Annotated in this window: 17 protein-coding genes and 1 tRNA gene; 10 read left to right on the forward strand and 8 right to left on the reverse strand. The window is 37.4% G+C overall.

Annotated elements, in window-relative coordinates:
- The 6 genes from ACTIEV_RS13650 to ACTIEV_RS13675 form a co-directional block, all read left to right on the forward strand.
- The coding region (locus ACTIEV_RS13650; protein WP_439516681.1) for a sensor histidine kinase at positions 1-396 on the forward strand (396 nt) is incomplete at its 5' end.
- The gene (locus tag ACTIEV_RS13655) at positions 393-2,348 is read left to right on the forward strand and encodes a sensor histidine kinase (RefSeq protein ID WP_322194961.1); all 1,956 of its coding nucleotides are present in this window, start codon (positions 393-395) and stop codon (positions 2,346-2,348) included. The genes ACTIEV_RS13650 and ACTIEV_RS13655, both read left to right, overlap by 4 nt.
- Positions 2,345-4,303, forward strand: coding sequence for a sensor histidine kinase (locus ACTIEV_RS13660; protein ID WP_322194963.1), 1,959 nt, complete (start codon positions 2,345-2,347; stop codon positions 4,301-4,303). Before ACTIEV_RS13655 ends, ACTIEV_RS13660 begins: the two co-directional genes overlap by 4 nt.
- Positions 4,304-4,338: 35 nt before the next feature.
- Complete coding sequence (locus ACTIEV_RS13665) at positions 4,339-4,716, forward strand: response regulator (protein ID WP_322194965.1); 378 nt, start codon at positions 4,339-4,341, stop codon at positions 4,714-4,716.
- Positions 4,713-5,744 carry an adenylate/guanylate cyclase domain-containing protein gene (locus ACTIEV_RS13670; protein WP_322194967.1) on the forward strand — a complete coding sequence of 344 codons (1,032 nt, stop codon included), beginning with the start codon at positions 4,713-4,715 and terminating at the stop codon, positions 5,742-5,744. Before ACTIEV_RS13665 ends, ACTIEV_RS13670 begins: the two co-directional genes overlap by 4 nt.
- A gap of 10 nt (positions 5,745-5,754) precedes the next feature.
- The gene (locus tag ACTIEV_RS13675) at positions 5,755-7,215 is read left to right on the forward strand and encodes a YitT family protein (protein WP_322194969.1); all 1,461 of its coding nucleotides are present in this window, start codon (positions 5,755-5,757) and stop codon (positions 7,213-7,215) included.
- A gap of 891 nt (positions 7,216-8,106) precedes the next feature.
- Here ACTIEV_RS13675 and ACTIEV_RS13680 read toward each other — a convergent pair.
- Positions 8,107-8,180: transfer RNA gene (locus ACTIEV_RS13680), tRNA-Arg, on the reverse strand.
- 266 nt (positions 8,181-8,446) lie between these two features.
- Between ACTIEV_RS13680 and hutH the strand changes: the two genes are divergently transcribed.
- From hutH to tilS, 3 genes are all read left to right on the forward strand, one after another.
- Complete coding sequence (gene hutH, locus ACTIEV_RS13685) at positions 8,447-9,943, forward strand: histidine ammonia-lyase (protein ID WP_322196203.1); 1,497 nt, start codon at positions 8,447-8,449, stop codon at positions 9,941-9,943.
- A gap of 113 nt (positions 9,944-10,056) precedes the next feature.
- Complete coding sequence (locus ACTIEV_RS13690) at positions 10,057-11,718, forward strand: glutamine--tRNA ligase/YqeY domain fusion protein (protein ID WP_322196202.1); 1,662 nt, start codon at positions 10,057-10,059, stop codon at positions 11,716-11,718.
- Positions 11,719-11,729: 11 nt separating this feature from the next.
- On the forward strand, positions 11,730-13,082 hold the full coding sequence (gene tilS, locus ACTIEV_RS13695; RefSeq protein WP_322196201.1) for a tRNA lysidine(34) synthetase TilS: 1,353 nt from the start codon (positions 11,730-11,732) through the stop codon (positions 13,080-13,082).
- Here the strand turns inward: tilS and ACTIEV_RS13700 are convergent.
- From ACTIEV_RS13700 to ACTIEV_RS13730, 7 genes are all read right to left on the reverse strand, one after another.
- A complete protein-coding gene (locus ACTIEV_RS13700; RefSeq protein ID WP_322196200.1) occupies positions 13,070-13,708 on the reverse strand; it encodes a rhomboid family intramembrane serine protease in 639 nt (212 codons plus the stop codon). The two genes, tilS and ACTIEV_RS13700, sit on opposite strands and share 13 nt — an antisense overlap.
- A gap of 19 nt (positions 13,709-13,727) precedes the next feature.
- A complete protein-coding gene (locus tag ACTIEV_RS13705) occupies positions 13,728-14,201 on the reverse strand; it encodes a 23S rRNA (pseudouridine(1915)-N(3))-methyltransferase RlmH (protein ID WP_250685568.1) in 474 nt (157 codons plus the stop codon).
- Between the two features lie 77 nt (positions 14,202-14,278).
- Positions 14,279-15,937: a tetratricopeptide repeat protein gene (locus ACTIEV_RS13710; protein WP_322196199.1), complete on the reverse strand. Its 1,659-nt coding sequence runs from the start codon at positions 15,935-15,937 to the stop codon at positions 14,279-14,281.
- Between the two features lie 10 nt (positions 15,938-15,947).
- Positions 15,948-16,817, reverse strand: a complete 870-nt coding sequence (locus ACTIEV_RS13715; protein ID WP_439516682.1) for a universal stress protein — start codon at positions 16,815-16,817, stop codon at positions 15,948-15,950.
- A 70-nt stretch (positions 16,818-16,887) separates the two neighbouring features.
- Positions 16,888-18,270 carry an HAD-IB family phosphatase gene (locus ACTIEV_RS13720; protein ID WP_322196197.1) on the reverse strand — a complete coding sequence of 461 codons (1,383 nt, stop codon included), beginning with the start codon at positions 18,268-18,270 and terminating at the stop codon, positions 16,888-16,890.
- Between the two features lie 267 nt (positions 18,271-18,537).
- Positions 18,538-19,929 (reverse strand): HAMP domain-containing sensor histidine kinase, encoded by a 1,392-nt coding sequence (locus tag ACTIEV_RS13725; protein WP_322196196.1) that lies wholly within the window; start codon positions 19,927-19,929, stop codon positions 18,538-18,540.
- Entirely contained in the window at positions 19,929-20,621 is a 693-nt protein-coding gene (locus ACTIEV_RS13730) for a response regulator transcription factor (RefSeq protein ID WP_322196195.1), read from the reverse strand. The genes ACTIEV_RS13725 and ACTIEV_RS13730 overlap by 1 nt, the downstream gene beginning before the upstream one ends.
- Positions 20,622-20,768: 147 nt before the next feature.
- Here ACTIEV_RS13730 and ACTIEV_RS13735 point away from each other — a divergent pair, with 147 nt between their 5' ends.
- Positions 20,769-21,176, forward strand: a complete 408-nt coding sequence (locus ACTIEV_RS13735; RefSeq protein ID WP_322196194.1) for a Dabb family protein — start codon at positions 20,769-20,771, stop codon at positions 21,174-21,176.
- Positions 21,177-21,217 lie beyond the last annotated feature (41 nt).

The following is a 21,217-nucleotide window of genomic DNA, read 5'->3' on the forward strand; positions in this document are numbered from 1 at the left end:
TTTGAAACAAAATTAGATCCACAGGTGGGGGTACTGGATATTGTACCGCAAGATATTGGTCGAGTTCTTTTGAATTTGATCAATAATGCTTTTTATGCTACAGATGAGCGGAAAAAGAAAAGAGAAAATAGTTATGAACCAATGGTGATCGTTGAGACCAAGAAGTTTAAAGACAGTATTAGTATCGCCGTTACAGATAATGGAGCCGGTATGCCGGATGGAATTAAAGAAAAAATCTTTCAACCGTTTTTTACTACTAAGCCAACAGGAAAGGGGACTGGATTAGGTCTAAGCTTGAGCTATGATATTGTAAAAGCCCATGGAGGAAATTTTTCTGTAGAATCAAGACAGGGAGAGTTTACGAGATTTACCATTCTAATACCATTGGCAATATGAGAAGAATAATGATTGGATTTATTGCACTCCTTTTTTTAAATAAAGGATTTACACAGTCTCCCCTAGATTCTTTAAAAAATCTTTTGAATCATACTGCAAGCGATAGTGGTCGTATTACATTGATGCTAGGGCTATCATCAGAATATGCTGCGTTGAATTTTGATAGTGCGTATTATTATGCGAACAAAGCGCTACTGATTTCACAAAAGACAGGTAATAGAAAAGGTATTATCCGTTCACTGGGAGCTATTGCTGCTAGGATAAGAATTACCAATATCGTAAAATCGGTGCAGTTAGAATTAAGAGCTCTCAAGTTGGCAGAAGAAGAAAAAGATAATACCATCATTGCGCCCATTAAAGAGTATTTATCCTCTATTTATCGAATAGATTTAGCTGATACTATAACCGCTGAAAAATTTGCAAGAGAAGCAGTTTTGTTATTTACTCAATTGAAAGATACTGTTAGTCTAATAAGATCCTATACCATGGTGGCTGGAGCACTTACATCATCTTTTGGTAATCTTGATTCAGCCGATTTTTATTTAAACAAGGCAGAAGAGTTTTCAAAAAAGAATAATAATTACTTTCTCGGGCTTATTTATTTATATAAAGCATCTGTCTCAGAAAAAAAACAAAATAAAGCTAAAGCTATCCAGCAACTGCATTTTGTTTTACAAATGTCTTTACGTTATACATGGCATACCGCAGCATATAATCGGTTGGCTCAGCTGTATCAAGAAAAAGAGAGGATTGATTCTGTTATTTATTTCTCTCGTCAGGCTCTTTTACTATCCCTTCAATCAAAAGAATATAAAAGTGTCATCCGATCTTGTGAAACTATTAGTAATTCTTATAAGAGTTTATATAAAGACAGTGCGCTTTACTATGCTAATCTAGCGTCTACATTTAAGGACACTTTGGCAGCTATAAATCAACGTACTGCATTCACAACTTTCTTAGAATTAGATGAAAACCAACGAAATTATGAGCTTTCGCAACTAAAGGCAAAAAATAAAGAGCAAACCCGTCTTATTATAATTGGATCAGCAGTCTTGATGATGGCAATTATTTTATTTTTTTTTATAAAAAATAATAGAAAACACAAAAGAATGAACCTTGTGTTACAAGAACAAAAATTAGAAATTTCAAATTCACTAAAAATTTTACAATCTACACAAGCTCAACTGATACAATCTGAGAAGATGGCTTCATTGGGTGAATTGACAGCAGGTATTGCCCATGAAATACAGAATCCTCTAAACTTTGTTATTAATTTCAGTGAAGTAAGTCAAGAATTAATCGATGAAATGAAAGTTGAGTTGAATAAAGGCAATTATACAGATGCCGAACAAATCGCTGCAGATGTCAAAGACAATTTAAATAAGATCCATCACCACGGTAAAAGGGCAGATGCTATTGTAAAGGGGATGTTACAGCACAGTAGAACCAGCTCCGGTAAAAAAGAACCAACGGATATCAATGCATTATGTGATGAATATCTCCGCTTGGCCTACCATGGATTAAGGGCAAGGGATAAAAGCTTCAATGCAAAATTTGAAACAAAATTAGATCCTCAGGTGGGGGTACTGGATATTGTACCGCAAGATATTGGTCGAGTTCTTTTGAATTTAATTAATAATGCTTTTTATGCCACGGATGAGCGGAAAAAGAAAGGAGAGGCCAACTATGAACCCATTGTAACAATTGAAACCAAGAAGCTGAAAGATATGGTCAGCATTAGTGTGAAAGACAATGGAATGGGTATACCGGAAGTGATTAAAGAAAAAATATTCCAGCCGTTTTTTACTACCAAACCAACTGGTCAAGGAACCGGATTGGGATTGAGTTTGAGCTATGATATAGTGAAAGTGCATGGGGGTGAGTTGAAAGTAGAGACGAAGGAGGGGGAAGGAACAAAGTTTGTTGTTTCACTTAAAATTGTCAATGAATGAAACGTGTCCTATTAATATTTCTTGTTTGTTTTTTGAATTGCTCACTCTTTTCACAAACGATAAAAGATAAAGATAGTCTTTATCATAAACTCGCACAAGCTAAAAATGATTCTGCTAGGGTAAATGCATTATTAGGCTTATGTCAATATTTTCTCTTCAAAAATGCAGATTCTAACTTTTATTATGGTTATAAAGGTTTATCAGAAGCTAGAAAGTTCCACCTGCCTGACCAAGAAGCTTGGTTCTTGTTTTACCTTTCTGTTCAAAATGCTAATATTGGAAATCAAGTCAAAAGATATGAACTTCTTTTAAAGGCGCTCAAGGTAACTAGAGATAATAACCTATCACTTACAAAAGGGCAAATATTGGCGCAGCTTGGAAAATTCTACGCCGATTTTGATATAGCAGCTGCATTTAAGTACGCGTATGAAGCAAAAGATATTTTTATTAAGAATCCGGAATATGACGCTTCGCTGCTTTATACATTTCTTTCAATATTTCATTTAAAGACAAAGCAATTAGATTCGGCTCAATATTATGCAAATATGCTACAGAGTCTTATTAACTCAAGATCACAGACTGCTATGGGCAAGGGTGCACTCAATAGTCAATTTGGAGACATTCAAATGGCCAAGAAAAACTATGATTCTGCTCTTTATTTTTATCGAATTTCATCACGGATAAATACAGGGTATCTCTATAATCTTAGTAAATATTTTAAAGAAATTAAAAATTATGATTCTGCCATTTGGTACGCAGAAGCATCACTAGAGCCGGCTATACGTTTCAAAGAATATCAAGACGTTATTGATATATCTAAGTCTTTATCGGAGCTATACCTTGTCAAAAATAATGCTACAAAGGTAAATCACTATAATAGGCTTACTATAGACTATCAGGATAGTTTAATACTGATCAGGAATGCTGCCACTTTTAAAGCGATTTCTGAATACGATCAAAAAGAAACAGCATATGAAGTAGACCTTGCAGAAACTGCATTGAGAAATAAGATAAAAATTATTGGCTTATTAGTAGGGTTGGTTATTGCTTTGATCATAGGGATCATTATATATAGTAATTACCAAACTCAGAAGAAAGCAAATGATTTGTTGGAACAGCAGAAACTAGAAATAAAACTTGAAAAGGCTAAGTCTGATGAAGCACTGGAAAAATTAAAAACTACCCAATCTCAATTGATACAAGCCGAGAAAATGGCTTCATTAGGAGAATTGACGGCTGGGATAGCACATGAGATTCAAAATCCATTGAACTTCGTCAATAATTTCAGTGAAGTGTGTATTGAATTACTTCAGGAAATGAAAGAGGAACTGGATAAAGGCAATACAGAGGATGCTAAAGATATAGCAACAGATGTGATCCAGAATCTGGATAAAATCACTTACCATGGTAAACGCGCTGATAGTATTGTAAAAGGAATGCTTCAACACAGCAGAAGCGGTACCCGACAAAAAGAACTTACAGATATCAATGAACTCTGTGATGAATATTTACGACTGGCTTATCATGGATTACGCGCAAAAGACAAATCATTCAATGCCAATTTTGAAATGAATGCTGATTCCACGATACCCAAATTGAAACTGGTACAACAAGATATAGGTCGTGTGATTCTCAATTTGATCAGTAATGCTTTTTATGCTGTAAATGAGCGAAAAAAGCAAGCTTCAACAGATTATACTCCTTCAGTTACAGTGAGCACTCGGTCTGAAAAGAATGGTGTGGCTATAATTGTAGAGGATAACGGCGCCGGTATACCAAAATCTGTTCAACAAAAAATATTCCAACCCTTTTTTACCACCAAGCCGGCAGGACAAGGCACCGGCTTAGGATTGAGTTTGAGCTATGATATCATTAAAGCACATGGTGGCAGTATTGATATGGAAAGTAAAGAGGGAGAGGGGACACGTTTTTTCATCTATTTACCAACTTCATAATTACCTGTATTTTTCAACACCCAAAACTAAACCTAATGAAAATCCTTGTTGTAGATGATGAAATAGATGTTCAAGCTTTATTTGAACAACGTTTCAGAAAAGAGATTCGCTCCGGCGAATTTCAATTTGCTTTTGCCTTCTCAGGCGAACAAGCATTGGATTATATGCAACATAACCACCATGAAGCGGTATTGATTTTGTCTGATATCAATATGCCCGGTATGAGCGGTTTGGAATTACTACGGGAAATCAAAGAAAAATACGAAACCCCTCCACCGGTAGTCATGATGCTCACCGCTTATGGTGATCAGGAAAATCATGACCAAGCTATGCGTTTGGGGGCGGATGATTTCCTGACCAAACCTGTTGACTTCAATCTCTTGAAAGACAAACTAAAAACAAAAACATCATGACTAAAATACTTGTGGCCGACGATGAAGCCGATCTGGAATTATTGATCAGGCAAAAGTTCCGACAGAAAATTCGGGAACAACAGTATGATTTTGTTTTCGCTTGTAATGGAAATGATGCTTTAGAAAAATTATCCGCTCATCCCGATATTGATGTGGTACTGTCTGATATCAATATGCCAGAAATGGATGGACTTACCTTATTATCTAAATTAGGTGACGTAGCCCCACTCACAAGAGCTGTAATGGTATCTGCATATGGTGATATGGATAATATCAGGGTGGCGATGAATAAAGGTGCCTTTGATTTTGTTACAAAACCTGTCAACTTTGAAGACCTCGAATTGACTATTCAGAAAACAATTAAGTATGTTAATCAACTAAAAGAAACCCTACAGGCCATTAAAGAGAATAATATCCTTAAAATGTATGTAGATTCTAATGTGTTGAATTTCATGGGAACGAAGGAGTTTGAACATTCACTGCTGGAAAACGAAACTACAGAAGCAACGGTTGCTTTTATTGATATCTGCGGGTTTACCAGTATTAGCGAAAAAGAAACGCCCGATACAGTGGTTCGATTACTAAATAACTATTTTGATCTGATGGTGAAAGAAATCATCGCACAAAACGGCATCATTGATAAGTTTATCGGAGACTGTGTCATGGCTGTATTCAAAGGTAATTTTCATCTCGATCGTGCCATCGATGCCTGTTTGTCCATACGCAATCGAATCAATGCATTACCAGAAGAATATAGTTTTAGTCCGCATGTATCCATTGGAATCAATAGTGGAGAAATGATTTCCGGTAATATTGGGTCAGCCACATTAAAGAGACTGGATTATACTGTCATTGGAGATGTAGTGAATACGGCGCAACGATTACAGACCATAGCCGGAAAAGGGCAAATTTTGATTACTGCAGAATCGTATGAGAAAGTAAAATTATCTTTTCAGTGTCAATCTATAGGCACAAAAAACCTGAAAAACAAAGAGGAAGCTGCAGAGCTTTTCGAAGTACTCAATTGATATTATGAGCATGTTTCAACAATTATATACTGTAGTCATAGATAAGTTAACCCATGGATTACCGGCTTATCTTACCTATCATAATGTTCAACATACCCGTAATGTAGTAGAAGCGGCTACTTATTTAGCCGAACAAGAACATTTATCGGATAAAGACAAACTCCTTGTACAAACTGCGGCATTATTGCATGATACCGGTTTTCTGCAAAGTCATGAAGAGCATGAGATGTTGTCCTGTAAAATAGCGCAGAAACTATTACCGGAATATGGGTTTACGCAAGAAGAAGTAGATCAAATTGGTACCATGATCATGGCTACAAAACTACCCCAATCTGCAGGTGATATGCTCAGTAGAATATTATGTGATGCTGATCTGTATTATTTGGGAACTGATACCTATGATACAATGGCTTCAGCCTTGTATTCAGAAATGAAACGCTTTCATCGCGTAAAAGATGAACGCGAGTGGCTGCTCAAGCAAATTGATTTTTTAAACGATCACAAGTACTATACTGATACAGCTAAAAAAAATATGGAGCAGGGAAAGCAAAATAATAAAGCAGCTTTACAAGAAAAGCTCAACCAAACCATCAACCCCACAAACGAACAAGGATCATTGATGCAAGTTGTTCAAGATGCTATTTTCATGGTTTTGGGTGTATTATTCGCAGGGGTAGCATTGAAGGGCTTTTTAGTGCCCAATCATTTTTTTGATGGAGGTGTTACGGGTATATCTTTATTGGTACACGAAATCTATCATTATAACTTGGCTGTATTGATCATAGTCTTCAATATCCCACTCATGGTAGCCGGTTATTTCTCAGTTGGAAAACGTTTTGCCATCCGTATGTTGGCTGGTGTTTTACTGTTGGGAATATGTCTGGAGTTATTACCTAGCTTTGCATTGACTGCAGACAAATTACTTATTTCAATTTTTGGGGGAGCATTTCTGGGGATTGGAATCGGATTGGTAATGCGTGTTGGTGCAGCTTTGGATGGAATTGAAGTCATTGCCTTATACACACTCAAAAGAACTTCTTTCACGATTACTGAAATCATTTTAGGTATTAATATCCTTATTTTCTCAATAGCAGCTTTTCAATTTGGTATTGAAACAGCACTCTATTCCATACTTACTTATTTTACGGCTACACGTTGTATCGATTATGTGGTAGAAGGCATACAGGCGTATACGGGTGTAACCATTATCTCTTCTAAAAGTGAAGTGATCAAATATCAATTGGTAAATAAACTGGGTAGAGGTATTACCGTATATAAAGGCGAGCGAGGTTTTTTACCGGGTAAATTTGAAGAGAGTGCAGATTGCGACATCATTTTTACAGTGGTTACCAGACTGGAATTAAGAAAACTCAAAAATCTTGTTCACGAAGTAGATCCTAAAGCTTTTGTTTTTGCTAATACAATTAGAGAGACTTCTGGAGGGGTGTTGAAAAGAAAGAATGCGCATTGAAATTAAAAAGTAGAGGGATTTAATCAAATACTAATGTAGCCTAATCTTTCTAAATCAGAGAAGTGCTTAGTTAAATGTGTTCGTCCATATCCAACCGAATCCCATCCGCTTCTAATACATTCTTCATGAATATTGGTTTGCTAGGATGAGAAGAACAACAAACAATACAAAATCAAATACTAGGGTAGCAGTCCAAAGTAATTTTTTTCCAATACCCAAGTTTTGATCATAGTAATACTCTTTCTTTTTTACTTGGTTCACAAAGAAAAAGATTACACCCTGCGTCAAAATTTTTAACCAAAAAATACCCGATAAACTGGCAAAACCATATAGCCAGAATGTTCTTACACAGAAAAGACTAATTAAGACCGAGAAGAAGCAATAGCTTTTATAAAAAGTGCAGAGTGCTTGTATGGTTTTTAAATACCTAAACATGTTATGCTTTTGTAAAATACAAAAGCTTTATGAGGGAATCAATCAAGGGTTCGTTAAATCACCTGCTTCAACTAGCTACTGGCTTAAGCCTGACGCTAGTTGAAGGGGGGTAGGGTTATTGTTCCGTTATCGGTGCGTTATAAGTCCGTTATAAGTCCGTTTCAGGTGCGTTGTACATTCACTACCTATTTGTTATCCTGCAACCTTTTATTCACAGGCTATTCGGTTCTTTCCCCCTAGGGCTAATTAGTTTACTTTATGGCGTTAATTCGTAAATGTTTACCCATTGTATACCCTGAAAATGAAAAAAACCTTACAAGTTGTTGACTTATAAGGTTTCTTAAAAAAGGCTTTGTGAACCGGATTGGATTCGAACCAATGACCTTCCCGACTTTAGTCGGGATGCTCTATCCAATTGAGGTAAAATAAAAAAGCCCCACATATTTGTGAGGCTAGTGAACCGGATTGGATTCGAACCAATGACCTACTGCTTAGAAGGCAGTTGCTCTATCCAGCTGAGCTACCGGTCCAAAATGGACAATATTTTCAATGACCTTCCCGACTAAAGTCGGGATGCTCTATCCAGCTGAGCTACCGGTCCAATTTATATTCAAAACAAGTAGCAGTTGCTTCCGCCTGAGGCGGACTGACTACCGGTCCTTAATCGTCCTGATACTCAGGAATATTAATTTTTCAGAGCCGCAAAATAAAGAAAAAAACATCAGTTCATCAAATCAAATGACTTTCTATTCGGCTTCTCTCAAAACTCCTTACTTTGCGGCAAAGGATTGCCTTCATGAGCTATAATTACTTGCCTTTAGACAGAAAATGGCTGCATTTTAGTCAGATTAAGAATTTACTGGACTTTCACCAGCATGTTTCCATCACTTTCGACGCCCATGAGCGCATCCTTGCCTGCCGGGAATACCTGGACAAAAAAATGGCTGAAAAAGACCGTCTTTTCTACGGAATCAACACCGGATTTGGCTTTTTGCAAAATGTGAAGATCGATAACGATCAGATCGGTCAATTACAATACAATTTACTGGTATCTCATGCCTGCGGAATGGGAGAAGAAGTGCCCACCGATATTGTAAAACTCATGCTCATGCTCAAGATCAAGTCATTGAGCTATGGACATAGCGGGGTGCAAATTGATACCGTGAAGCGTTTGATGGAAATGTATAACCATGAAGTACTCCCCGTCATCTATACACAAGGTTCTTTAGGTGCTTCCGGTGATCTGGCGCCTCTTAGTCATTTGAGTTTGCCTTTGATTGGACTCGGAGATGTGTATTTCAAAGGTAAAAAAATGCCATCATCAGCCGCTCTCAATGAATTGGGCTGGCGTCCTATTCAATTACAAAGCAAGGAGGGTTTGGCACTCATCAACGGCACTCAATTCATGAGTGCCTATGGATTATATTGCCTTAAAAAAGCAGAACATCTGTTGAACATGGCTGATCTGATCAGTGCATTGTCTTTTGATGCTTTTGATTGTACCACAGAGCCTCTCAAAGAGCAAATCCATACCATTAGGGCACATGCCGGCCAAGTGGCTACTGCTGCCAAATTAAGAGCATACTTATCTGATAGCAGCATTGCAGATCAAGCTAAACAACAGGTGCAAGATCCTTATTCATTTCGTTGTATCCCTCAGGTACATGGTGCGTCCAAAGATGCTTTTGAACATGTATTGTCTGTTTTTATACGTGAAATCAATTCTGTAACAGACAACCCCAATATCTTCCCTGAAGATGATCTCATTCTAAGTGGTGGAAATTTCCATGGTCAGCCCTTGGCATTGGCACTGGATTATTTGTCCATTTCCATGAGTGAAATCGCCAACATTGCAGAAAGAAGAACCTATCAGCTCATCAGTGGGCAAAGAGGATTACCGCTATTTCTTGTGAAAAACCCGGGATTACATTCCGGGTTTATGATTCCTCAGTATACTGCCGCAGGTATTGTGAGTGAAAACAAGCAACTCAGTACACCCGCTTCAGTGGATAGTATTTCATCCTCTAATAACCAAGAAGACCATGTAAGTATGGGCGCCAATGCGGCTACTAAATGTCTGCGAGTGATTGAAAATGTGGAGAAAGTACTGGCTATCGAACTTATGAGTGCGGCGCAGGCATTGGATTTTAGAAGACCCCTTCAAAGCGGATCAACAGTAGAGCGGATGGTAAAAGCTTTTCGAGAAAACATCAGTTTCAATGAACAGGATCGAGTTTTACATGATGATATGAAAGCTGCTGTTCAGTTTGTGAAAGATTATCAGATGAACTAAGTGCATTTTTAGCCACAGATTCGCAGATTTCAGATAATCTATGGCTAAATCGTTTCAATAGGGGAAACAGGGATAGCACACAAAGCTTAACTTTGTTCCCCTAATAGCGTAGTATGTCTGAAGAAAAGAGTCTGAATTTTATTGAAGAGATCGTAGAAGCGGATCTAAGTAGTGGTAAATACCAGTCCATCGTTACCCGTTTTCCACCCGAACCTAATGGCTATCTGCATATTGGTCATGCCAAAAGTATTTGCCTGAATTTTGGTTTAGCAAATAAATACGGAGGTAAAACCAATCTTCGTTTTGATGATACCAACCCTGTTACTGAGGATACTGAATACGTTGAGAGTATCAAAGATGATGTTCGCTGGTTGGGTTTTAATTGGGCAGAAGAAAGATATGCTTCTGATTATTTTGAGCAACTCTATGGTTTTGCCATCAAACTAATTGAAAAAGGACTGGCATATGTAGATGACAGTACCAGTGAAGCCATTGCACAACAAAAAGGAACACCAACACAAGCGGGTACGAATAGTCCATTTAGAGATCGATCTGTTGCGGAGAATCTAGAACTATTTAAAGCCATGCGTGCCGGACAATTCAAAGATGGGGAGAAAGTTTTACGTGCAAAGATTGATATGGCTCATCCCAATATGCACATGCGTGATCCGATCATTTATCGTATCAAACATGCACATCATCATCGTACCGGTGATCAGTGGTGCATCTATCCGATGTATGATTTTGCACATGGACAAAGTGATGCTATTGAAAATATCACGCATTCGGTTTGTACGTTAGAGTTTATACCACATCGTGCATTGTATGATTGGTTCATTGAACAACTGGAGATATTTCCTTCCAAACAATATGAATTTGCACGTTTGAATATGACGTATACCGTCATGAGTAAACGTAAGCTGTTACAACTGGTGAATGAGAAATATGTGAATGGCTGGGATGATCCACGCATGTCTACCATCAGTGGTATGCGCAGAAGAGGGTATACTGCGGAAGCCATTCGTGAGTTTTGTGATCGTATTGGTATTGCCAAAAGAGATAACTTGATCGATGTTGGATTGCTAGAGTTTTGCGTTCGTGAACATCTGAATAAAATTGCAGTTAGAAGAATGGTGGTATTTGATCCATTAAAAGTGGTTCTTACCAATTATGAAGGCGAAGGAGAAGTTTTGTGGAGTGAAAACAACCCGGAAGATGCCAATGCCGGTAACAGAGAAATCCCGTTTAGCAAAGAGCTCTATATTGAACGAGATGACTTTATGGAAGTGGCGCCTAAGAAGTATTTCAGATTGGCACCCGGACAAATGGTGCGTTTGAAAAGCGCCTATATTATTCGTTGTGATGAAGTAGTGAAAGATGCCAACGGAATCATCACGGAGTTACATTGTACTTACATTCCGGAAAGCAAAAGTGGTTCTGATACGTCCGGTATCAATGTAAAAGGAACCCTACATTGGGTGAGTGCCCGTCACGCAGTGAAAGCGGAAGTTCGTTTGTACGATCGCTTGTTCAAAGTCGAAGATGTAGGGAATGCAGAAGGCGATTTTAAAGATCATATCAATACAGACTCTTTGGAAGTCATCAGCAATGCATATGCAGAGCCTGCACTAGCAGCTGATTCGAGTGATAATCGATATCAGTTCCTTCGCAAAGGTTATTTCTGTTTGGATAAAGACAGTACTGCTGAGAAACCTGTATTCAACAGAACGGTAACCTTGAAGGACACTTGGGCCAAAGAAGTTAAAAAAGGGTAGGAGATGCATGTATGAGTTTGCTCCAACGATTTCAACAAATACTCAAGACCCGATTTTCGTGGATATCTCCCGAACATTGTCAGTTAATTGTAGCTGTGAGTGGTGGTGTTGATAGTGTGGTGCTTGCTCATCTATTAAAATCTTCGGGATTTGATATGATTCTCGCCCATGTCAATTTTCAATTGAGAGATGAAGAAAGTAGTCGGGATGAAACTTTTGTACGACAACTAGCTGAACAATGGTCACTCCATTTAGAAGTCAAACATTTTGAAACAAAGTCATTTGCAGCAGAACGAAAAATTGCTACCCAAGAAGCTGCCAGAATACTTCGATACGAGTGGTTTGAAACTTTAAGGCAAGAGCTGTCAAAACAGCATTCAAAGAAAATATACCTGGTAACGGCGCATCACGCTGATGACAACAACGAAACAGTGCTCATGAATATATTCAGGGGTACGGGGTTGACAGGTCTAACCGGTATGGATCCCTACAGGCCTGAACAATTTTTGATCAGACCCCTGCTTTCTTTTTCCAAGCAAGCATTACAGGATTATGCCAATGCAGAAGCTTTACACTATGTAGAAGATTCATCAAATCAACATGATGATTATACTCGTAACTTTTTTCGGAATCAAGTATTACCCATGATTCGAACCCAATATCCTTCAGCAAATGAAAATTTGCAGCATACGGTGGTTCGGTTACGAGAAGCTTATCAATTGTATGAGTCGGCATTGCAGGCTCAATTTAAAAAGTTGATGCGTATCAATAATAAGGAAATAGTAATTCCTGTACTCGCATGGAAAAAAGCGAGTCCACTGGTAACGGTTACGTATGAATTATTGAAATCCTATGGCTTTACACCCGCACAAACATTTGAAGCCATTAAATTATTGGATGCAGATAATGGCAGTGTATTGTATTCTCCAACACATCGATTGATCAAGAATAGGAGTCACATGATCTTGTCGCCCATTGCAGCGAAAGAATCTTCGATTTTACTTATTGAAAAAGAAACCGGTAGTATTCATCTCGGATCAGCGCAATTGCATATCCGTTTGACGGATGATCTTACCATTCATTCCAATCAAAATGAAGCACTCATTGATTTCGCTGAACTGCACTATCCATTGATACTCCGTAAATGGAAAACAGGCGATTACTTTTATCCATTAGGGATGATGAAGAAAAAGAAACTCAGTCGTTTTTTTATCGATCAGAAATTATCATTGACCGATAAAGAAAATGTATGGGTATTAGAATCTGATCGACGAATCGTTTGGGTGATCGGTTATCGGATCGACCATCGCTTTCGCATCAAGCCAACTACGCAAAAAGCAGTGTTATTTCGTTACGAAAAGTAGTCTCTTACCTGCGCCAGAAAATTAGTGATGGGGTTGAACTCTGTTAATAGTAAACAGGTGATGATCACAAACACGATTCCCCAAACCGCTCCCCAGAAATGCGCAGAATGATTGATATGATCACCCCCTCTTTTTGCCATATAAGCTGATAGTATCAGATATAGAGGGCCAAATATAAATCCGGGAATGATGGGTGGAATGATGATGAGTCCAATTTTAATGGTGGGGTTTAAGAAAATGCCTGCAAATACAACAGCTGATACTGCTCCAGATGCACCCAGACTTCGGTAATGATAATTGTCTTTGTGTTGAAAATAGGTAGGTATTAAACAAACAGCTAAAGCTGTAATGTACATGGCAAGAAATAGTATTTTACCATTTTCATTGAAAAGGTACATAAAGTCTTTTTCAACAAAATTCCCAAACAGATAAAACGAAAACATATTAAATGCCAAATGGGGAATATCAGCATGAATCACGCCATTGGTAATAAAGCGATACCATTGATTTCTTTGTGTGATGGCAGGCGGATAAAAGATCAAATCATCAATAACTTTCTGATTCGAGAAAGCGGTAAATGAAACGATACAAGTCAATATTAATATAACGATGGTAATTGAAAACATATACGCAATTTAAGCGATTTCAAACATGATGATATTTTTCATTTCTTAAAATCGTGCAGGCACGATAGAGTTGTTCAGACAATATTAACCTGACCAACATGTGTGGGAATACTAGTTTCGATAGGCTCCAAACTAAATTGGCTCTTTGAGTGATCGATTCATCTACTCCAAATGCACCGCCAATTAAGAAAATGAGTCGCTTTGTACTTTCATTGGCTCTTTTTTGTAAAATATCAGCTAACTCAGGAGAACTGAATTGCTTCCCTCGTTCATCCAATAAGATCAGGAAATCGTCTTTGTCCAGCAATTGCATGATAGCAGTAGCTTCTGCTTTCTTTTGTAACTGATCTGACAAAGATGCAGACTGTTTAGGTACCGGAATGATTTGCCATTGAGCAGGAAAATAATTGTTGAGACGTTTAGAGAAATCATCAATACCTGTTTTGACATAGGCATCATGTGGCTTACCTACAGACCATAATTGAATTTTCATTGTATAAAGGTAGGGTAGCATTTGTACAGAAAAAAGGCCGGGTATTTACCCGGCCTTATGCTCTATAAACCTAAAACCTATTTTAGAGTATCACTCCTTTGAGGGTCTTTTGAATCTTGTTTAGCTTGTTCGGCCATCATCTTTTCGAGTATTTCTTTGTATTTTTCTGCATCATCATTGGCCGGATCTAACGCTAGTATTTTATCATACAGTTCCAGAGCAGCATCATATTTCTTTTCTGCATTCACCCTATAAGCTGCTATATAACCATATGCTTCAATCAACCATTTTTTATTGTTTGTATTGGCGGTGTCTTTTAACGCTACGTCAATCATGTCTTCATAGTGTGGGATAGCAATACCCATTTCCATGGCGGTATCGATCGCTGCATTACTTCTGGCTCTCCAATAATATCCAAATGTTTGATCAGGATATTTGGTTGCATAGATGCCAAATATGCTATCTGACATTTGATAATTTTTCGCATTATAATATGCCACACCCCAATTAAAAATATCGACATTGGTGAATGGAGCATTTAATTTGTATAGCTCTCCATTCCAGTCAGCTTGTTTTGCATAATTCTTTTGACCTTTATACAATGCCATGATCTTTTTTACATAATCCATTTTGGCAGTGGTGTCTTTTTCAAGTTGATATGCTTTTTCATACCAAATCACACCTTCCGTATTATCTGTTTTTTTGGAAACGATTTTGCCCATTAGATCAAAGTCTTTAGCCACATAGTTGGTATCATTTTCCTTTTCGAAATAGTCCTTCATCCATTTCTCTGCATTGGTAAGGTCTTCAAGTCCATCATAACTATAAGCCATGAGTTTATAGATACGAGGTTTCACTTGGTCACCTTCTTTTTGTAATACCTGTTGTGCTGTTTGAATGGCTTCATTGTATTTTTTAGATACGTAATACAGGTCTGTAAGCATGTACTCGTTTTCAATGCTATAGTCTGTTTTACTGATATAAGTCTGCAAATATTCTAACGCTTTATTTACATCTCTGAAATAATAATAGTAGTACAAAGGATAGTATACGGGTGCAAAATCAGGGTCAGCCTGAATGGCCTTATTATAATATTCATTGAATATTTCTACATTGTTTTGTGTTTGGTAAATCTTACCAATCTTATAATAAGCTTCTGCGTTTTTACTATCTGCATCAATCGCTTCCTGATAGGCTTTTACGGCTTCTGATCCATTGTATAGTTTCCGGTAAGCATCACCTATACTTAGATATATCCAAGTATTCTTTTTATCTCTGTCTGCCGCCGCCTCTAATAGTTCAATAGCTCTATACAAATTTCCTTTTGGTGCATCGATCATGGCATTTGCAACTGCTAGTTGAATAGCAGGATCTTTTTTCCTTTTGGTGCCAATGGCTTCCATAAAAAGTTGCAGGGAAGCTAGGGAGTCTTCTTTTTGAAGTAGTAAAGCACCTTGGATCACTTTACCCAAAGGTTGTGACTTGATATCTGCAGGCATTTGTTGGATCGATAATTCAGCACTGTCTTTATACCCAGCTGCCAACTGTGACCTGGTTAGCCAATACCACCCATTGACATCTTGTGGATTAACCGCAACTGTCTTTTTCAACACTTCAATAGCACTGCGGTATCTTTCATATTCAAATAGTTTTTTACCCTCATCAATAGTTTGTGCACCTGCTGTGAGTCCTATCGCCATGAGTGCGCATACTGTATTCCATAATTTCTTCTGCATAAAGTACATTTTAGATGGTTCTTTTCAAATAGGGTTTCAATGTCAGAATGTGTAAGGCGGAAATGGGGTTCAGCATATCCGTCATTTTTTGTCGCATGATTCCGGGAATCCTTTTCTTTTTAATGGGATTGACCAATATCATATCTGCTTTGATCTGATCAGCATACCGCAGAAGAGCAGCATCACTATCTGCTCCCTGCAGTATTTTATATTGGGGGGGATGACCATATTCAGATAAGATTTTATAAGTCAGATAGAAAGCGTCAACCTTAATTTTAGCCGTGCTGTCATTATTATCCAATAATGTTACCAGATGGATATGTGCATTAAACTTTTTGGCATAGGCTAATGCTACCTGTATTTTTCTTTCCGGTACAAAAGACTTTACAGGTAAGAGAATCGATTTGATCGGATGATTCAAGCATCCTTTTGTAACAGTTAAAACAGCTACACTTGCTTTTCTGGCTAGTTCTTCACTCCAATCTTTCTTAAACCAGTTCAATCCGGATCTTGTTGATTTATGTGTATTCACAACCAGATCAATATCATATTGCATCGTATACTTAATGAGTTGGTCACTCATCGCTGTTTCAATAATAATACTTGTTTTAACAATGGTATGCGGAGAAATGGCTGCAATTTTAGCTTTGATTGCTTCTATTTTTCTTTCTGCTATGGCATTCCTTTTTGTAAAATATCGTTGTTTCTGTATGTAGGCTTTTGTATAAAAGATTCGTTGCCAAACGGATTGGAATTGGATCACACTTACCAAATGGATGCAAGTTTCACTCGGATCAGACAGTTCCAGTGCTTTTTCAGCAGCTACCTGTGCCTGATGCACCGAATCAATAAGTATTAATATGTTCTTATAGGGTATCATAATAATACATCAAACTTATTAGCGCTGAATTAAGGGGTTATTAGTGTTGAATTAAAAGAAGATTAGAATATCAAAGAGCCGCATAAGCTAGTAGCGGTTCAAATTTTTCTTCTTGTATTAATAAATCAGCTGTTTGTTTCAGGTATTCATTTTTAGAACGGAAAGCGATGCCGAATCCGGCTTTTTTTACCATGCAGATATCATTTTCACTATCACCCATAGCAATACAGTTGCCAGGCTTGATTTCATATTTATTCAGGATATGGTCAAGTGCATTAGACTTGCAAATGGTATGTAAGCAGGAGCTTTTTTCATGATGAAAAAAGAAAGAAGGAATTTTTACTTCTCCGGTAGCCACACTATTCGAAAATTCCAATTCATTGGCCAGTGAGAAATCAGCGCCAATTTTATGTCTGATATGATTGGCTACAAAATCATAACTGTCTGTGATAATACCTACCACGTATTCGCGCTGGCGCAGTTCCTTTACTACTTCAGCAGCATCAGCAATAATATCTATGCTATCAATGGTCTCCATGAGTTCGCCCAGGTGCTTTCCTTTGAATAGCTTGGCAATCGCTTTTGTACGAAGCGTACTATCGGTCATTCTGCTTCTGATCTCAGCCAGTTGTTCAGTTACTTGAAATCTTTGGGCAAATGTGTCAACAAATCTTCCTTTCAAGATAGTGTCATCCATATCCAATACCACCATTTTCTTGGCATCTTTCAGTTGTTCAGAGAATGCCATTTCCATTTGATCGCGTATGATATTGATGGATTGAAATTCTTCCATGGATATGGCATTGGTATTTTGGCTAAATGCTTTTTTGATGATTGCACTGGCAACTTCTTTACTCATTTTCCCCAATTCATGTAACGGTTTACTGTCGTTTTCAATGTATCCAATATGCACCTCTTCAATTCTGGCGTTTTGTGTATGCATGTCAATCAAGATGCCGATATCTACTCCATAATCATTGAAGAACTCAATGTTTTCAAAAAATTTTTTCTTTCCTGCGATCATGCCACTGAGCGGCTGTAAGTAGTGGGAGAGACGCGGGAAAAACATGCTGAGTAATGGTTTCGCTACCAGTTCAGTAACCCTACCGCTATTCCTGGCAAAAGCTGCTTTAATAAAGTCGCATTGATCATTCAGAATGGGTTCCGTCATTTGTTCAATCATTTGTTCAGGATAGGGATTGATATCACCATCTAAAAAGACAACAATCTCATTTTTTGCACAAAGCAACCCGTCGCGCATGGAAGCGCCTTTGCCTAAACGTGTACTGGTAATGACCTTGGCGCCGGCTTCACTGGCGAATTTTACAGTATTGTCAAATGATTTATCATCTACCACTATAATTTCAGTAACAGTAGATTTCAATTGACAATATTTTACAACACTGGCAATTGTTTTCTCTTCATTTAAGACGGGTATGATTACTGTTATCATAAATCGATTTTATATGAAAAACGAAGATGTCTGCTATCCCTTAAAAGAGAATTAGTGTTGAATTAGAAGGAGATTATAATTTTGATAAGATATAAAAAAGCCACTCTTAGACAAGAGCGGCTTTAAACTAAACCCTGAGCAAATAATAACAGACTTAAATATTTTGAATGCAATATCATCTCGACCTATTAAGCATTCATTAGGACAAGATTAAAATAAGATTAGAATGCAAATGAGTGAGGATGAGGCAGTTCTAATATGTAAGAGTTAAATCAAATGAAACTTACGTGCGATCGGTAATGAAATAGTAAAAACACTGCCCTGTGGGTTGTTATTGGTTAACAGAATATCACCTTTATGCAACTTAATAATTCTCGATGCCAACGAAAGACCTAGTCCAAAGCCTTCTGAATTTGTTGCCGTATTACTTCTAAAGAAAGGCTGAAAAACAAGTGCTTGATCTTCTTCTTTAATACCGGGACCTAAATCTGATATTACTATTTTAAGTTCATTGTCGGAGAAGTTAAGTCCTACGTTGGCAGTGTGGTCGTTTGAATATTTACAAGCATTGAGCGTAATATTTTTAATAGCACTTTCTAAAAGGTCACCATTTCCAAACACCAATAATTTGTCTTCATCATCAGGGAATGTATCAAAATGCAGTTCTACTTTGAATTGTTCATTGGTTTTACGGAGTTCTACAGGTAATTTCATTAAGATCTCATCTATGCGAACCAGTGATAATTCCATGCCATCTGATGTGCCACTGGCTTTGGCGAGTTCCAATAAACTTCTGGTAAGTCTATTCAAATTTTTCACATCATCGTATACAGAAAGTAATACTGTTTTATATTCTTCAGCATTTCTGCTGTTTTGCAGGGTTATTTCTAACTGACTAGAAATGGATGTGAGTGGTGTAGAAAGTTCATGAGAAGCATTGGCAATAAATCTCCGTTGGATTTCAAATGATTGTTGAAGTCTTGTAAGTAGTTCATTGAATGTGGAAGAGAGCTCATGCAATTCATCTTTTGTTTCATTTAGGATGATTCTTCTGGATAAATTCTGAGAAGATATTTCTTTTACCTCACTGGTGATTTTTTTGATTGGTACCACTAAGCGAGATGAAAAGACCAAGCCGGATAAAAGGGTAATTAAAGTTCCACTGATAAAGCTTACTAACAATACAAATCTTAACTCTTTCATTTTTTCAAGACCTTCTTTGTCATAAGCTGCTGCTACGGAAACATATTCTTGGCCACCGGCACCGTATTTAATAGCGATGACATCTCTATGTCCTTTGGTATATACATATTCGCCATTTTCCCTTGCAAAATTTAGTACAGTGCTTTCTGGTCTCTCAAGAGAAACGCCTTCATCTCTGAAGCGGTATACTTCTTTGTTATTGTTATCGTAAACAATTACACTTTTTTCGCGAAGTGAGATCAGCATGTTTTGATCGATTCGTTGTAATAGTTCTCTATCGATACCTTCTACTTTTACTAGCAGACTAATGGTAGATAAAGCCCTATTGCGTATCCTTCTCTGGAAATCCAGTTTTCTGTTTAAATCTGAGAAATAGTAGATAGATGCACATACAAAAAAGAGTATGAACGTTACCAATAAGGTGAACAGAATCGTAATACGGTATTTTATTTTCATCAGGAGCTTTCTTTCATGATATAACCCATGCCGACCTGTGTATGGATAAGTCTGGTATCAAACTTTTTATCAATTTTATTCCTTAGGTAGTTTACATACACGTCTATAACATTAGTTTGGGTATCAAAATCAATTTCCCAGACTCTTTCCGCAATATCAGCTCTGGAAAGTACCCGATTTCGGTTGCGCATAAAATATTCCAATAACTGAAATTCTTTAGCGGTGAGTGTGATGGGTTGATCAGCGCGTTTTACTTCTTTGGTATCCAAATTCATTTCCAGATCAGCTACTTTTAAGATATTACCGGTTGGTAGCTGTTGGTTCATGGTTCTCTTGAGCAATGCTCTGATACGAACCAATAATTCTTTAAACTCAAACGGTTTAATGATATAATCATCTGTGCCATTATCAAATCCTTCAATCTTATCTTCGGTGGTATTCATGGCCGTCAGCATTATGATTGGAATATGCTGGTTGGTATTTCGAATGTTTTTACACAATTCATAGCCATTCATGCCAGGCAGATTAATATCTAAAATGAGTAAATCATAACTATTCGACTCAAATAACCTTTTACCGATCAATCCGTCAAAAGCCAGATCAACATGATAACCGTTCTCAGTCAATCCCTTTTTGAGGGTTGTGGCTATCTTTTTTTCATCTTCAACAATCAGTATTTTTCTTTCTTCCATAAGAGAATGATAGTCTTAAGCAATGGGCAATTTACACAAACAATACTAGCTGATGAGCCTCTAATCTGATTCTAATTTCGTGGCAAAGCTATTTAGATCGGTCTGATCGCTTAAATTTACAAATAAGCTATCATTTAAGCCATCTTTATGAGCAAGTCTTCTCGTCGTGCTTTTCTTACCAGTTCTGCTTTGGCAACAGTTGCCACAGTTGTTGCACAACCTAATATTAATATGAGTAGTTCCTCTTTAGTGATTCATCAGGTTTTTTTCTGGTTGAAAAATCGGGGTTCTGTAGCAGATAGAAAAAAATTGGCAGAGGGACTTCAAAAATTATCAGCCATACGTGAGATCCAGCAATTGTATGTTGGGTTTCCGGCTAGTACCGAAAAAAGGGAGGTAGTAGACAATAGCTGGGATGTTTCAGAGTTAATGTTCTTCAATGATCTTACTACACAAAAAACCTATCAGGATCATCCTTTACATCAGACATTCATTAAACAGTATGCGCATCTTTGGGAAAAAGTTATCGTGTATGATACTTTGACAATTGAATGAAAAAAATAGGCTTTGAGCCTTTAGTGGTAGTCACTTTAGTG

The organism is Sediminibacterium sp., from assembly GCF_051861365.1.
Taxonomy (GTDB): Bacteria; Bacteroidota; Bacteroidia; order Chitinophagales; family Chitinophagaceae; genus Sediminibacterium.